The 12,101-nt window shown below is 73.4% G+C and carries 15 protein-coding genes and 1 pseudogene; 12 read left to right on the forward strand and 4 right to left on the reverse strand.

All coding sequences use genetic code 11. The features are described from left to right. Positions 1–262 precede the first annotated feature (262 nt). The 3 genes and pseudogenes from ACFU6K_RS15140 (at position 263) to ACFU6K_RS15150 (ending at position 2,427) form a co-directional block, all read left to right on the forward strand. Positions 263–1,063 (forward strand): BTAD domain-containing putative transcriptional regulator, encoded by an 801-nt coding sequence (locus ACFU6K_RS15140; protein WP_380663264.1) that lies wholly within the window; start codon positions 263–265, stop codon positions 1,061–1,063. A 236-nt stretch (positions 1,064–1,299) separates the two neighbouring features. Then, positions 1,300–1,479: pseudogene (locus ACFU6K_RS15145) on the forward strand (LysR family transcriptional regulator); the annotation flags it as partial. A gap of 3 nt (positions 1,480–1,482) precedes the next feature. Next, entirely contained in the window at positions 1,483–2,427 is a 945-nt protein-coding gene (locus ACFU6K_RS15150) for a substrate-binding domain-containing protein (protein ID WP_380663282.1), read from the forward strand. Here ACFU6K_RS15150 and ACFU6K_RS15155 read toward each other — a convergent pair. From ACFU6K_RS15155 to ACFU6K_RS15170, 4 genes are all read right to left on the reverse strand, one after another. Continuing rightward, complete coding sequence (locus tag ACFU6K_RS15155) at positions 2,319–3,677, reverse strand: FtsX-like permease family protein (protein WP_380663266.1); 1,359 nt, start codon at positions 3,675–3,677, stop codon at positions 2,319–2,321. The two genes, ACFU6K_RS15150 and ACFU6K_RS15155, sit on opposite strands and share 109 nt — an antisense overlap. After that, positions 3,677–4,504, reverse strand: coding sequence for an ABC transporter ATP-binding protein (locus tag ACFU6K_RS15160; protein ID WP_380663267.1), 828 nt, complete (start codon positions 4,502–4,504; stop codon positions 3,677–3,679). The genes ACFU6K_RS15155 and ACFU6K_RS15160 overlap by 1 nt, the downstream gene beginning before the upstream one ends. Positions 4,505–4,584: 80 nt before the next feature. Then, a complete protein-coding gene (locus ACFU6K_RS15165; protein ID WP_380663269.1) occupies positions 4,585–4,824 on the reverse strand; it encodes a hypothetical protein in 240 nt (79 codons plus the stop codon). A 54-nt stretch (positions 4,825–4,878) separates the two neighbouring features. Next, entirely contained in the window at positions 4,879–5,220 is a 342-nt protein-coding gene (locus ACFU6K_RS15170) for a winged helix-turn-helix domain-containing protein (RefSeq protein ID WP_049652158.1), read from the reverse strand. Positions 5,221–5,381: 161 nt separating this feature from the next. Between ACFU6K_RS15170 and ACFU6K_RS15175 the strand changes: the two genes are divergently transcribed. The 9 genes from ACFU6K_RS15175 to ACFU6K_RS15215 form a co-directional block, all read left to right on the forward strand. Then, positions 5,382–5,642 (forward strand): acyl carrier protein, encoded by a 261-nt coding sequence (locus tag ACFU6K_RS15175; RefSeq protein ID WP_380663270.1) that lies wholly within the window; start codon positions 5,382–5,384, stop codon positions 5,640–5,642. A 37-nt stretch (positions 5,643–5,679) separates the two neighbouring features. Beyond that, positions 5,680–6,921 carry a beta-ketoacyl-[acyl-carrier-protein] synthase family protein gene (locus tag ACFU6K_RS15180; RefSeq protein WP_380663272.1) on the forward strand — a complete coding sequence of 414 codons (1,242 nt, stop codon included), beginning with the start codon at positions 5,680–5,682 and terminating at the stop codon, positions 6,919–6,921. Then, the gene (locus ACFU6K_RS15185; RefSeq protein ID WP_380663273.1) at positions 6,918–7,721 is read left to right on the forward strand and encodes an alpha/beta fold hydrolase; all 804 of its coding nucleotides are present in this window, start codon (positions 6,918–6,920) and stop codon (positions 7,719–7,721) included. The genes ACFU6K_RS15180 and ACFU6K_RS15185 overlap by 4 nt, the downstream gene beginning before the upstream one ends. After that, complete coding sequence (locus ACFU6K_RS15190) at positions 7,718–8,683, forward strand: hypothetical protein (protein ID WP_380663275.1); 966 nt, start codon at positions 7,718–7,720, stop codon at positions 8,681–8,683. The genes ACFU6K_RS15185 and ACFU6K_RS15190 overlap by 4 nt, the downstream gene beginning before the upstream one ends. Then, positions 8,680–9,801 carry a beta-ketoacyl synthase N-terminal-like domain-containing protein gene (locus tag ACFU6K_RS15195; RefSeq protein WP_380663276.1) on the forward strand — a complete coding sequence of 374 codons (1,122 nt, stop codon included), beginning with the start codon at positions 8,680–8,682 and terminating at the stop codon, positions 9,799–9,801. Before ACFU6K_RS15190 ends, ACFU6K_RS15195 begins: the two co-directional genes overlap by 4 nt. Positions 9,802–9,904: 103 nt before the next feature. Further along, on the forward strand, positions 9,905–10,300 hold the full coding sequence (locus ACFU6K_RS15200) for a hypothetical protein (RefSeq protein ID WP_380663278.1): 396 nt from the start codon (positions 9,905–9,907) through the stop codon (positions 10,298–10,300). Continuing rightward, positions 10,297–10,794, forward strand: coding sequence for a 3-hydroxyacyl-ACP dehydratase FabZ family protein (locus tag ACFU6K_RS15205; protein ID WP_380663279.1), 498 nt, complete (start codon positions 10,297–10,299; stop codon positions 10,792–10,794). The genes ACFU6K_RS15200 and ACFU6K_RS15205 overlap by 4 nt, the downstream gene beginning before the upstream one ends. Next, positions 10,794–11,528 (forward strand): 3-oxoacyl-[acyl-carrier-protein] reductase, encoded by a 735-nt coding sequence (gene fabG, locus ACFU6K_RS15210; protein ID WP_049655090.1) that lies wholly within the window; start codon positions 10,794–10,796, stop codon positions 11,526–11,528. Before ACFU6K_RS15205 ends, fabG begins: the two co-directional genes overlap by 1 nt. Then, the coding region (locus ACFU6K_RS15215) for a 2-hydroxychromene-2-carboxylate isomerase (protein WP_380663281.1) at positions 11,525–12,101 on the forward strand (577 nt) is incomplete at its 3' end. The genes fabG and ACFU6K_RS15215, both read left to right, overlap by 4 nt.

Raw genomic sequence — 12,101 nt, forward strand, 5'->3', positions numbered from 1 at the left:
TTTTTGTATACGACACAGAGATCGGGGCCCGCGTACAGGGTGCGTCCCGGTCGCCCGGTCCCGGGTGGCGGGGGGTGGCGGCGCCCCCGCCCCCGAGCGGGGCGCCGTAGCGCTCCCCCGTCGACCCGGCGCCCCTCCGGTGTCATGCACAGGGCGTGTCATACCATCCGCCCCCGGCGGCCCCGCCCGGCTGGTATCTCCCGGTCCGCACCGGCGTCGCGCAGACTCGCCTGGACGGCTCGGAGAATCATGGGGTGCTGCTGTGGAAATCAAGCTTCTCGGTCCGCTGCTCCTGTCGCACGAGAACGTGCACTACACCATGGCGTCGAAGCGGACCAGCGTCGTGCTGACCCTGCTGGCGACCTCACCGGGGATACCGGTCCCGTTCGACGAGATCGTGGACGAGTTATGGGGCGACCAGCCGATGGCCAATGCCCGCAACGCCCTCCAGGCGAATGTCGGCCGGCTGCGCCGGCTGCTGGAATCCGTGACCGGCCGCAAGGGCGACGAAACCCTCCGCACCGCCAACGGCGGCTATCTCCTCGACGTCCCGCCGGACGCGATCGACGCCCACCGGTTCCTGCGGCTCGCCGACGCGGGCGGCGACCTCGCCCGGCGCGACCCGGACCGCGCCATCGCGACGCTGGAGGAGGCACTCGGCCTGTGGCGCGGCGGCGCCCTGATGGACTCCTGCGACGGGCTGCGCTGCCGGATCCGGGCGGCGCACCTGGAGGAGCGCCGGATCAGCGCGTACGAGGACCTGACCGCCGCCAAGCTCGCCGTGGACTCGGCCCGCGTCCCGGTGTCCGAGCTGCGGCAGCTCGCCGTCGAGCACTCCGAACGGGAGCGCCTGAGCGAGCTGTTGATGCTCGCGCTCTACCGCGACGGCCGGCAGGCCGAGGCGCTGGAGGTCTTCCACAGCACCCGCCGCCGCCTCGCCGACGACCTGGGGCTGGAGCCCGGCCGCGCACTGCACCACGCCTACCAGGCGATCCTCCGGCAGGCCGACCTGCTCGGCGAGCCGCGGCGGGTGCTCGACTTCGCCGGACCCGTACCGGCCTGATTCCGCTTGGCATATGCCCGTTCCGGAATTCACCGGAATACCGGAATGCCGGTCTCCGGTCGCCGGCCGGGCCGCGCTTCCCCCCCTCCCGACCCCCTCCCGACCCCCGTCCGACTCCCGGCCGTTCGCGGAGCTTCCGACTGTGGACGGTCAAGGATCACTCTGTTAGCGTGGCGACCGCCTTGGATTTTTCCTGGTGGCTACGCGAGGAAGTCGGAATCGCGGACGGGGGCCCAGTGGACGTTGAGTTGAGGCATGCCAAGATCGTTACCACCATCGACCGGCTGGGCAGCATTTCCAGAGCCGCCGCCCAATTGAGCCTTCCGCAATCGAGCCTCACCGCGCAATTGAAGCGGATCGAAAGAGCGGTGGGCGGCGAGCTGTTCGTACGGACCAGAACCGGAACCATTCCGACCGCCTTGGGGGAAAGGCTCATCCCGATTCTGGCCGAACTCGTCCAGCACGCGGACCGGGTGATCGCCGAGGCGGCCGCGCACTTCTCGGAGGTGTTCCGGTTCGGGAACGCCGAGTGGACGCCGCCCTCGCTGCGCAGCGCGCTCAAGTCCGCCCTGCCGGTCAAGGAGGTGCAGACCGAGACGCTCAGCCCCGACGCCGCCATCGCGCAGGTGTCCCGCGGCGCCCTGCACGCCGCGATGGTGCCCGGGGTCGCGCTGGCCGCCTCGGCCGAGGCGGACGAACCCGCCCTGGCCAGCACGGTGATCGTGCGGGAGCCCGTCTGGGTGGCGCTCCCGCACGACCACCCGCTGGTCGGCCAGGGGTCGGTGAGCCCGGCGCAGCTCGCCTCGCTGCGCTGGGTCCGCTACACCCGCGACCACTGGTTCCACCCGATCGAGAAGCAGCTGTTCGCCGCCGTCGGCCGGGCGGACCTGGAGGTGCTGCACTACGTCGACGGCCACCACGAGGCGATGAACTGGGTCCGGGACGTCCGGGCCGCCGCGCTGACGCCCCCCACCGGCGTCACCCGCGAGGTGCGGCTCGTCCCGGTCTCCGTCGCCGAGGGCACCGACATGCTGCTGGTGTGGCGCAGCGACTCGGTGACCGACGACATCCAGCGCAGACTGCTCACCACGCTCCGCCGCTACTACTGCGAGTACGCCCGCACGATCCCCGGGTACTGGTCGTGGGTCACCCAGCACCCGGACCAGTTCGCCGAGTTGGAGTCCTTCCTGCCGCCCCGGATGCAGTGGGGCGGGGCCGGCCGGGCGGGCCCGGAGCGGTCCGGGCCCGGGGCCGGTCACAGGGTGGCGAGCGCCTCGGCCGGAGGCGTCCGCAGGGCGGCGCCGGTGGCCGAGACACTGGCGAGGGCGGTCAGCGCCCCGACGAACCCGACGATCGAGAGGTAGATCCAGACCGGTCCGCGGGGCAGCCAGGAGCCGTCCAGCGCCATCCGGAAGGGGGCGAGCGTGGCCGCGGCGACGAAGGTGCCCAGCACCGTGCCGACGATGGTGACGAGCAGCGACTCGATGCCGGTCATCGCCAGGATCTGGCCCGGGGTGGCGCCGACCAGCCGTTGCAGGGCGAACTCCCGGCGGCGCTCGGCGGCGGCCACCACCAGGGTGTTGACCAGGGAGATCACCGCGTACGCGATGATGCTGCCGGCCAGCAGGTAGTCCACCCAGGCGCCGACCCCGTCGCCGCCCTGGCCGGCCGAGAGCGTGGTCTGGAGGTAGATCAGCGCGGTGGACAGCCCGGTGGCCAGCATCACCGGGCTGACCGCGCCCGCGATCCGGATCCGGCGGGCCCGGGCGTTGTCCATCGCGAGGTCCCCGGTCAGGCCGAACAGCGCGCGCAGCGGGCGGTGGAACACCGCGGTGAGCACCTTGGTCAGCCCGGGGCCGAGCAGCGCGATCCCGCCCGCCCAGAGCATCGCCGAGGGGCCGGCCGTACTGGCGGCGACCTCGCCGTTCATCACGGTGCCGGTGACCACCGCCAGCGCGGTGCCGCCGGCCAGGCAGAGCACCGCGAAGGCCAGCCGCGGGCCGCTCAGCCAGCGGTGCTGGAGGCGGGACTCGGCGAGCGCGTCGGCGGGCCGGGAGAGCGCCGCCCGCCGGGAGGCGATGAAGGCCGCGGTCAGCGCGGCGAGCATCGAGGTGCCGCCCGCGGTGACCATCGGGATCCAGCCGGCGCGGTAGGTGATCCCCTTCGTGACCACGCCGCTGGCCGCGATCTGCTCCAGCATCCACCCGCCCGCCAGGTAGCCCGGGACGAGGGCCAGGGCGACGGCGACGAGCGCGACCACCAGGGTCTCCACCACGATCATCCGGCGGAGCTGGCCGGGCAGGGTGCCGATGGCGCGCAACAGCGCCATCTCGCCGAGGCGCTGCTGGACCACCAGGGCCAGCGTGGAGCCGACGATGAAGACGGTGACCATCGCGGCGATCCCGCCGAACACCGCGGACATCGAGATCAGCCGGCTGGCCGCCTGCTGGGTGCCCGGCGGGACGGCCGCGAACGGCGGCACCCGGTGGCGGATGCCGGTCTCCATCAGGCCGCCGCAGGCGGTGAGGATGACCGCGCCGAAGAACAGCGCGACGGTGGAGGCGATGAAGCTCGTCCTGCGGAACCGCAGGGTCTGCAGGGCCAGGGCGAACATCAGCGGGCCGCCTCTCCGCCGCGGACGACCGGGGTGCCGTGGGTGCCGGAGGCGACCGGGGTGTCCGGGCTGTCGCCCCAGGCGCCGAGCCGGGTCATCCGCTCGGCGATGGTGTCGGCCGAGGCGCCGCTCAGCTCGTCGACGATCCGCCCGTCGGCCAGGAACAGCACCCGGTCGGCGTAGGAGGCGGCGACCGGGTCGTGGGTGACCATGACGGCGGTCTGCCCGTCGTTGTGGACGGCCTGGCGCAGCAGCCGCAGGATCTCCACCGCGGTGCGGGTGTCCAGCGCGCCGGTCGGCTCGTCGCCGAAGAGCACCGCGGGCCGGGTGATCAGGGCCCGGGCGATGGCGACCCGCTGCTGCTGGCCGCCGGACAGCTCGCCGGGCCGGTGGTTGCTGCGCGCGCCGAGGCCGACCTGCTCCAGGACCCGCTCGACGCTCTCCCGTCCGGGCCGGCGCCCGGCCAGCCGCAGCGGCAGGGCCACGTTGTCGGCCACGCTCAGCGCGGGCAGCAGGTTGAAGGCCTGGAAGATGAAGCCGATCCGGTCCCGGCGGAGCCTGGTGAGCTCCTTCTCGCTGAGCCCGGCGAGTTCCATGCCGTCCAGCGAGACCGAGCCGGAGTCCGGCCGGTCCAGCCCGGCGGCGCACTGCAGCAGCGTGGTCTTGCCGGAGCCGGACGGTCCCATCACCGCGGTGAAGGTGCTGCGGCCGAAGCCCACCGACACGTCGTCGAGGGCGACGACCCGGTTGCGCTCGTTGCCGTAGCCACGGCAGACGTTCCTCAGTCGCACGGCATCGTCGATGCCGTGCACGGTGGCGGTGGTCATGGCGACTCCGTGGGTGACCAGGACGGATGGGACGGGATGGCGCGCCGGACGGCGCGGGTGGAACGGGTGGGACGGATGGTTCAGAGTTCGTCGACGCTTCGCAGCAGGTCCTCGACCGATGCCAATCTGGCGGTCAGCGCCCGCAGTTCACCCCGGAGCAGCTTCTGGCCGGTCAGCGTCTCCTCGGCCAGCTGCCGGTAGGCGGCCATCGCGGCGGCGTCCGCGCGGTGCCGCTGGAGGGTGAAGTACGAGACGATGCTGACGCTGATCCCGCCGATGACGATCAGTGTGATGACGATGGCGATCACGCCGCCGCTCATGAGGGTCCCTTCTGTTCCTTCGGGCGTCGCGCCTTCCTGCGGGCGGCGCCTCGTTCAGGCGTCGCTGCCTTCGGGCGTCGCGTTCCGCCCGTCGACCTGCGCCCGGTCCTCCCGGAGGGCGGCGATGACGGTGTCGACCGTGACGCGGATGTCGAACGGAGTGAGTTCGAAGAACTTCATGGCCTTGCCGTCATCGGAGAGCTCCAGCGCGCCGGCGACCAGGCCGGCGTGTTCGAGCCGCTCCAGGTGCATGTAGAGCAGCGGCCTGGACATGCCCAGCCGTCGGGCCAGTTCACTGACGTGGACCCTGCCCTGCGCCAGTTCGCCGATGATCCGCAGGCGCTGGGTGTGCCCGACGGCGGCGAGCAGGGCCAGTAGTTCCGCGCTTGTCGGCACCCCCACCCTCTTCCTCCTACCTGAAAGTTGAGACTGACAGGTGTTGGCGAGCACTGTCAAGCCGATCAACGACCGTCAGCTGCACGTCAGTTGCCCGTCAGCGCGGGCGAGAAGAATTCAGATCATCATCTGTCGCATCCACCCCCTCACCGGGAGGCGAAATGCCCAGCACCGCGGTCGTCACCACCGAACAGCGCGCCCAGATCAAGGAGATCGTCTGCGACATCCTCGAACTGGAGGCCGACGAGGTCACCGACACCAGCCGGTTCAAGGAGGACCACAACGCCGACTCGCTGGGCGCCATCGAGATCCTCTCCTCGCTGGAGCGGACCTTCGCGATCGAGATCGACCAGGCCGAGCTGATCCGGATGGTCAACCTGGACGGCGTCGTCGCGGTCGTCCAGGAGAGCCTGTCCAAGTAGCCCGCCGCAGCGCCGAGTCGACAGAACGGAGTCAGCAATGGTGGGCAGCGGAGACCGGGAACCGCGCCGGGTCGTCATCACCGGGCTGGGCGCGGTCACCAGCATCGGCACCGGGGCGGCCGAGTTCCTCGGCGGGCTCCGCAGCGGCCGCAGCGGCGTCAAGCCGATCACGTCCTTCGACACCACGGGCTACGCCCACGCGAACGGCTGCGAGATCGACGACTTCGACCCGGCCCAGTGGATCGAGCACGGGGATCCCGAAGCGCTGGGCCGGGCCAGCCAGTTCTCCGTCGCGGCGGCGAGGATGGCGGTGGCCGACGCGGGCCTCGCCCTGGAGGAGCTCCGCGCCAGGCGCGTCCTGGTCTCGGTCGGCACCACCGACGGCGAGTCGCGCGACCTCGACACCCTGACGGAGCACCAACTCCACCACGGACCCGAGGGGTTGCCCGCCGTGGTGGCCCGCCGGTCGGCGGCCGGCCTGCTGTCCAGCAGCGTGGTGCGCGAGCTGGAGCTCACCGACGTGGAGGCCGTCACCATCGCGACCGCCTGCGCCGCGGGCAACTACGCCATCGGCTCCGGCTTCGACGCCATCCGCTCGGGCGAGGCGGACGTCGCCCTGTCCGGCGGCGCCGACGCGGTCTGCCGCAAGACCTTCACCGGCTTCTACCGGCTCGGCACCATCGCGCCGGAGCTGAGCCAGCCCTTCGACGTCGACCGCAAGGGCATCCTCACCGGCGAGGGCGCCGGCATCCTGCTGATGGAAAGCCTGGAGTCGGCGCTGGCCCGCGGCGCGGGGATCTACGCCGAGGTGCTCGGGTACGGGCTCAACTGCGACGCCCACCACCCGGTCGCGCCGGACCGGGACAGCCTCGCCGCCTGCATCGAACTGGCCCACCGCAACGCCGGGGTGAAGCCGGAGGACATCGACTTCATCTCCGCGCACGGCACCGGAACCAAGGCCAACGACGTGACGGAGGCGGGCGCGATCCGGCAGGTGTTCGCCACCCCGCCGCCGACCGTCTCCATCAAGTCCATGCTCGGCCACACCATGGGCGCGGCCAGCGCCCTCGCCTCCGCCGCCTGCGCGCTGGCGATCAAGGAGGGCTTCATCCCGCCGACGATCAACCACCGGCAGACCGACCCGGAGTGCGGCCTGGACCCCGTCCCCAACCGGGCCCGCCCCGCCGAGGTGCGCATCGTGCAGAACAACGCGCTGGCCTTCGCCGGCAACAACGCGGTGCTCATCCTCGGCGCGTACCGAGCCCACCCGGACGCATGAGCGCGCCCACCCCCCGGCTGCGCAGGGCCGCCGAGGACCCCGACCCGGTCCGGGTGCTGCTGCTGCACGGCCTGGGCGGCAAGCCCTCGGTGTGGAGCCCGCTGGTCCGGCGGGCCGGGTCCGCCTTCGAGCTGTGGGACGTCGAACTGCCGTGGCGCGCCCAGTCCGAGGGCGACGGCTGGGCCGCCCGGCCCGACCCCGGCCGGTTCCTGGTCGAGCTGCTGGACGAGCGCTTCGACGCCGTCGTCGCCCACTCGTACGCGGCGAACCTGGTCGTCGAGGCGACCGCGGCCGGCCGCGCCGCACCCCGGCCCACCGTGCTGATCAGCCCCTTCTACCGGCCCAGCCCCAAGGACTTCGACTGGTCGGTGATCTCGTACTACCTCAACGACTTCCACCGCGTCTTCGAGGAGGCGCTGGAGGTCGGCGAGACCGCGCGGTTCGCCCGGTCCCACCGCGACTGGATGGCGCGCCAACTGCGCGACCAGGTCGGGCCGTACGGCTGGATGCGGTTCTTCGAGGCCTACCTGCGCTCCCCCACGCTCGACCTCGGCGCCGTCGGCTCGCCGCTGCTCGTGCTGTCCGGGCAGCGGGACACCGCCGCCCGGCCCGAGGACGGCCTGGCCCTCGCGGCCCGGGTGCCCGGGGCGCGGTACGAACTGCTGCCGGGCTGTCGGCACTTCCCGATGGTCGAGCGGCCCGACCTGGTCACCCGGCTGGTGTGCGAGTTCCTGCGCGCCGCCGCGCCCGGGGCGCCGCACGCCGACGCCACCACCCTCTCACCCCAGGAGTTGCCATGACCAGCAGTGCCCCCGCCGCCGACCCGACCACGCGGGTGCAGCTCCGCCCGCGCTACGAGGGCTCGAACATCTGCACCTGGATCGGCTTCAAGCACGTCAACTACCTGGTCGAGGAGGCGGTCTACGACCACGCCCGGCAGCACGGGTTCCCGCCCGGGGAGCTCTTCGAGCGGTACGGCCTGGGCGTCGACCTCACCGATCTCGACACCAAGATCCTCACCGCGCTGCACATCGACGACGTGGTGACGGCCACCGTGCGCCGGCTGCCCGCCCAGGACGGCGGCGGGCTGCGCCTGGGCGTGGAGCTGACCGTGGAGCGCTCCGGCGAGACCGTGAAGGCCGTCGCCGCCAAGGCCACCGTCCACCTGCGCTCCGACCCGCGCGGCCACGCCGTCGCCGAACCGCCCGCCGAGCTCGTCGGGCTCACCGTCGACCGGCTGGGCGCGGGCGCGGCGCCCGTCCCGCTGGAGCCCGGCACCGACCCGCTCGAACAGCTGACGGCGGGCCGCAACGCCTTCGGCTGGGCGTGGCGGATGCCGTACTTCTACTGCCACTTCACCGAGCGGGTCCAGATGTCCGGGTACCTGCGGCAGATGGAGGAGGTCGTCGACCTCTTCCTGGCGGACCGCGGCGTCTCCATCAAGACCCTGCTGGACGAGCAGGACTGGATCCCGGTCGTCCCGCACTCCCGGATCACCCTCCTCGACGAGGCGCTGATGGAGGAGACGCTCTACACCGTCTACACCGTCGAGAACGTCTTCAAGCGGCTGACCTACACCGCGCGGATGGACGCCTACGTGCTGCGCGACGGCGTCCTGGTGCCGACCGCCACCGGCCGGATCACCCACGGCTGGGCGGTGATCGAGAACCGCCGCGACTGGAGCCTGGTCGACTTCGACGACCGGCTGACCGACGCCCTGACCGGCAAGGCGGGCAAGGCCCTGGGCCGGGGCCGGGCATGACGGCGACCGACAGCCGGGCCCGGGCCCGGCCGGCCGGCGCGGACCGGGCGGTGCCCGAGCCGGTGTTCTCCGCCTGGTCGGCGGTCTCGCCCTTCGGGGTCGGCGCGCGGGCCTTCGGCGCGGGCCTGCGGGCGGGCGCCGGCGCCGTCGCCGCACTGGACCGCACCGCGTACCCGGGACCCTACGAACAGGCCGCCCTGGTACCGGACTTCAGCGCCGCCGCCGCCCTCGGCCGCAAGGGCACCAGGACCATGGACCGGGTCACCGCGCTCGCCGTGCACACCTTCGGCACCCTGCTCGACGGCTGCGGGCCCGGCCTGCTGGAACGCCCCGAACGGGTCGGCCTGGTCCTGGGCACCGGCTCGGGCAGCGTGCAGAGCATCATGGACTTCACCAGGGACTCGCTCACCGGCGACCGCCCCTACCTGGTCGACCCGGCCCGGTTCCCGAACACCGTGATGAACCGGGCCGCGGGCCAGTGCGCGATCTGGCACGGCATCAAGGGCCCCAACAGCACCATCGCGGGCGGCTGGTCGGCCGGCCTGCTCGCCCTCGGCTACGCCGCCCGGCTGTACCGCGGCGGGCACTGCGACCGGGTGCTGTGCGGCGCCGCCGAGGAGTACTCGGTCCAGCGCGCCTGGCTGGAGTGGCACAGCGCGGGCGAGGACGGCCGGACCCCGCTCGGCGAGGGCGGCGTCGCCTGGCTGCTGGAGTCCGCCGAGCAGGCGCGCGCGGCGCACCGCCCGGTCCTGGCCCGGCTGCTCGGCACCCGCTTCCGCGCCTACCACCGGCCCGAACAGGCCGCCGGGGCGCTGACCGACTGCGTGCGAGCGGCGCTCGCCGAGGCCGGCGTGGACGGCCGGGACGTACGGCTGGCGGCCCCGCTCGGCGCCCCGGGCGAGGAGGCGGCGGTGCGCGCGGCCCTGCCCGCCGGGGCGGAGCCGCAGTGGCTCCGGTGCCGGCCGCTGCTCGGCGACGCCTCGGCGGCCGCGACCGGCCTCCAGCTGGCGGCGGTGCTGGCCGCGGCCGGCGAGGGCCGGCTGCCCGAGGGCGGGCTGGCTCTGGTGACCTGCGTCGACCGGGACGGCACGGTCGGCTGCGCGCTCCTGGGCGGCTGACCGCGGCGGCCCGGCCCCGCACGAGCCGCACGAACGGGCCCGGTCACGGCACGCCCCGGACAGGGCGGGCCCGGCCGGCCCGGACACAGAGGAAGGACAGACCATGATGCTCACAGCGTTGACCGTGGCGGAGCCGGACGGCCGCCCGGAGCCCCCCGGCACGGCCGGCGAGCCGGTGGCACGGCACGTCCGGGGCACCGTCGTGCTGACCGCGGACGAACCGTTCCTGCGCGGGCACTACCCCGGCCTGCCGGTGGTCCCCGGCTTCGGCCTGGTGCAGTACGTCCACGAGCTGGCGGCCGCGGCCGCGCTGCCCGGCCCCGGCCGGGCCGAGCTCACCCGGGCGCGCTTCCTGAGCCCGGTGCGGCCCGGCGACGAGATCGCCGTCGACGCCCGGATCCAGCGCGACCACGACGGGGCCCGGGTCTGCGCCCAGGTCCACGCCGACGACCGGCTCGCCGCCGAGATCACCCTGTTCTACCCCCGGGAGGCCCTGTGAAGGACATCGCCGCCATCACCTCGGTCGTCCCGCACCGCCACCCCGCGCTGCTGGTCGACCGGATCGCCGAGATCGAACCGGGCCGCCGGCTGGTCGCGTACAAGGCGGTCACCCTCGCCGAGCCCGCCTACCGGGACGTGCCCGAGGACGCCCCCAACGAGGAGTACGACTACCCGCTGGGCCAGTTGCTGGAGTCCTGGGCGCAGTGCGCGGTGCTGCTGTCCTGTTGGGACCGGCCGAACGCCAACGTGCTGGACGGGCAGGTCGTGCTGCTGGCCCGGACCCGGGACGTCCGGGTGCTCGGCCCGGTCCGCCCCGGCTCGGTCCTGGTGCACGAGGTCACCATGGTCCGCGCCCTCGGCGACTCCTTCATCACCACCGGCCGCAGCACCGTGGACGGCCACCCGGTGCTGGAGGTCGGCCAGTTGACGCTGGCGCTGCGCCCGGCGGAAGTCCTCCGGGCCGACGGAAGCACGACCGACGGGAGGTCCTGATGTCCGCACGACGGGTCGCCCTGGTGACCGGAGGGTCCCGGGGCATCGGACGCAGCGTGGTGGCCCGGCTCGCCGCCGACGGCTACGACGTGGCGTTCTGCTACCAGTCCCGGGAGGAGGCCGCGGCCGAGACCGCGAAGGAGGCCGAGGCGGCCGGCGCCCGGGTGCTGGCCCGGCGGGTCGACGTGGCCGACCGCGCCCAGGCCGAGGCCTTCGTCAAGGCCGCCGAGCAGGAGCTGGGGCCGCTCCACGCGGTCGTCTCCTCGGCCGGCATCGTCCGGGACAACCCGCTGGTGCTGCTCACCGAGCAGGCCTGGCAGGACGTCATGCGGGTCAACCTGGACGGCACGTACCACGTCTGCCGGGCGGCGGTGTTCGCGATGATGAAGCGCCGCGCCGGCGCGCTGGTCACGATGTCCTCGGTGGCCGGCGTGTACGGCAACGCCACCCAGACCAACTACTCGGCGTCCAAGGCCGGGATCATCGGGTTCTCCAAGGCGCTGGCCAAGGAGGTCGCGCCGCGCGGCATCCGGGTCAACTCCGTGGCGCCCGGCTTCATCGAGACCGACATGACCTCCGCCCTCGCCGAGGGCGCCGACCTCACCGGACGCATCCCGCTGGGCCGCCTCGGCCGCCCGGAGGAGGTCGCCGACCTGGTCTCCTTCCTGCTGTCCGACCGCGCCTCGTACATCACCGGGCAGGTCTTCGGCGTCGACGGCGGGCTCGTCCTGTGAGCGGTTCCGGCAAGGCTCCGCGGTTCTACTTCTCGCTGCGCAGCCCGTACTCCTGGCTCGCCTACCGGGAACTGCTGGAGCGGTACCCGGACGTCGCCGGGGCGGTGGAGTGGCGGCCCTTCTTCGAGCCGGACCCCACCAGCGAGCGGCTGCTGGCCGAGCTCGGCGGCTCGTTCCCGTACACCGCGATGTCCCGCGCCAAGCACCTGTACGTCCTCCAGGACGTGCGGCGCCTCACCGCCGCGCGCGGGGTCGCGTTCCGCTGGCCGGTGGACCGCGACCCGGTGTGGGAGGTCCCCCACCTGGCCTATCTGCGGGCCGTGCGCGGGGGTCGCGGCCCGCAGTTCGTCGCGGCCGCCTACCGGGCCCGCTGGGAGCAGGGCCGGGACATCTGCGACCGGGCCGTCATCGCCGGGATCGGGGCCGAACTGGGCCTCGACCCGGCGGAGTTGGCCGGGGCGAGCGACGACCCGGAGCTGCGCCGGCAGGGGGCCCTGCGGCTCAAGGACATCTGCGACGACGGGGTGTTCGGCGTCCCGTTCTTCGTCCAGGGCTTCAACCGCTTCTGGGGGC

The sequence above is a fragment of the Kitasatospora sp. NPDC057512 genome (genome assembly GCF_042802135.1).
Lineage (GTDB): Bacteria > Actinomycetota > Actinomycetes > Streptomycetales > Streptomycetaceae > Kitasatospora.

Coding starts and splice junctions, on each gene's coding strand:
- ACFU6K_RS15160 (WP_380663267.1), bottom strand. CDS start 4,504: ATGACCACCGCCACCGTGCACGGCATCGACGATGCCGTGCGACTGAGG.
- ACFU6K_RS15165 (WP_380663269.1), bottom strand. CDS start 4,824: ATGAGCGGCGGCGTGATCGCCATCGTCATCACACTGATCGTCATCGGC.
- ACFU6K_RS15200 (WP_380663278.1), top strand. CDS start 9,905: ATGATGCTCACAGCGTTGACCGTGGCGGAGCCGGACGGCCGCCCGGAG.
- ACFU6K_RS15175 (WP_380663270.1), top strand. CDS start 5,382: ATGCCCAGCACCGCGGTCGTCACCACCGAACAGCGCGCCCAGATCAAG.
- ACFU6K_RS15185 (WP_380663273.1), top strand. CDS start 6,918: ATGAGCGCGCCCACCCCCCGGCTGCGCAGGGCCGCCGAGGACCCCGAC.
- fabG (WP_049655090.1), top strand. CDS start 10,794: ATGTCCGCACGACGGGTCGCCCTGGTGACCGGAGGGTCCCGGGGCATC.
- ACFU6K_RS15190 (WP_380663275.1), top strand. CDS start 7,718: ATGACCAGCAGTGCCCCCGCCGCCGACCCGACCACGCGGGTGCAGCTC.
- ACFU6K_RS15195 (WP_380663276.1), top strand. CDS start 8,680: ATGACGGCGACCGACAGCCGGGCCCGGGCCCGGCCGGCCGGCGCGGAC.
- ACFU6K_RS15180 (WP_380663272.1), top strand. CDS start 5,680: ATGGTGGGCAGCGGAGACCGGGAACCGCGCCGGGTCGTCATCACCGGG.
- ACFU6K_RS15155 (WP_380663266.1), bottom strand. CDS start 3,677: ATGTTCGCCCTGGCCCTGCAGACCCTGCGGTTCCGCAGGACGAGCTTC.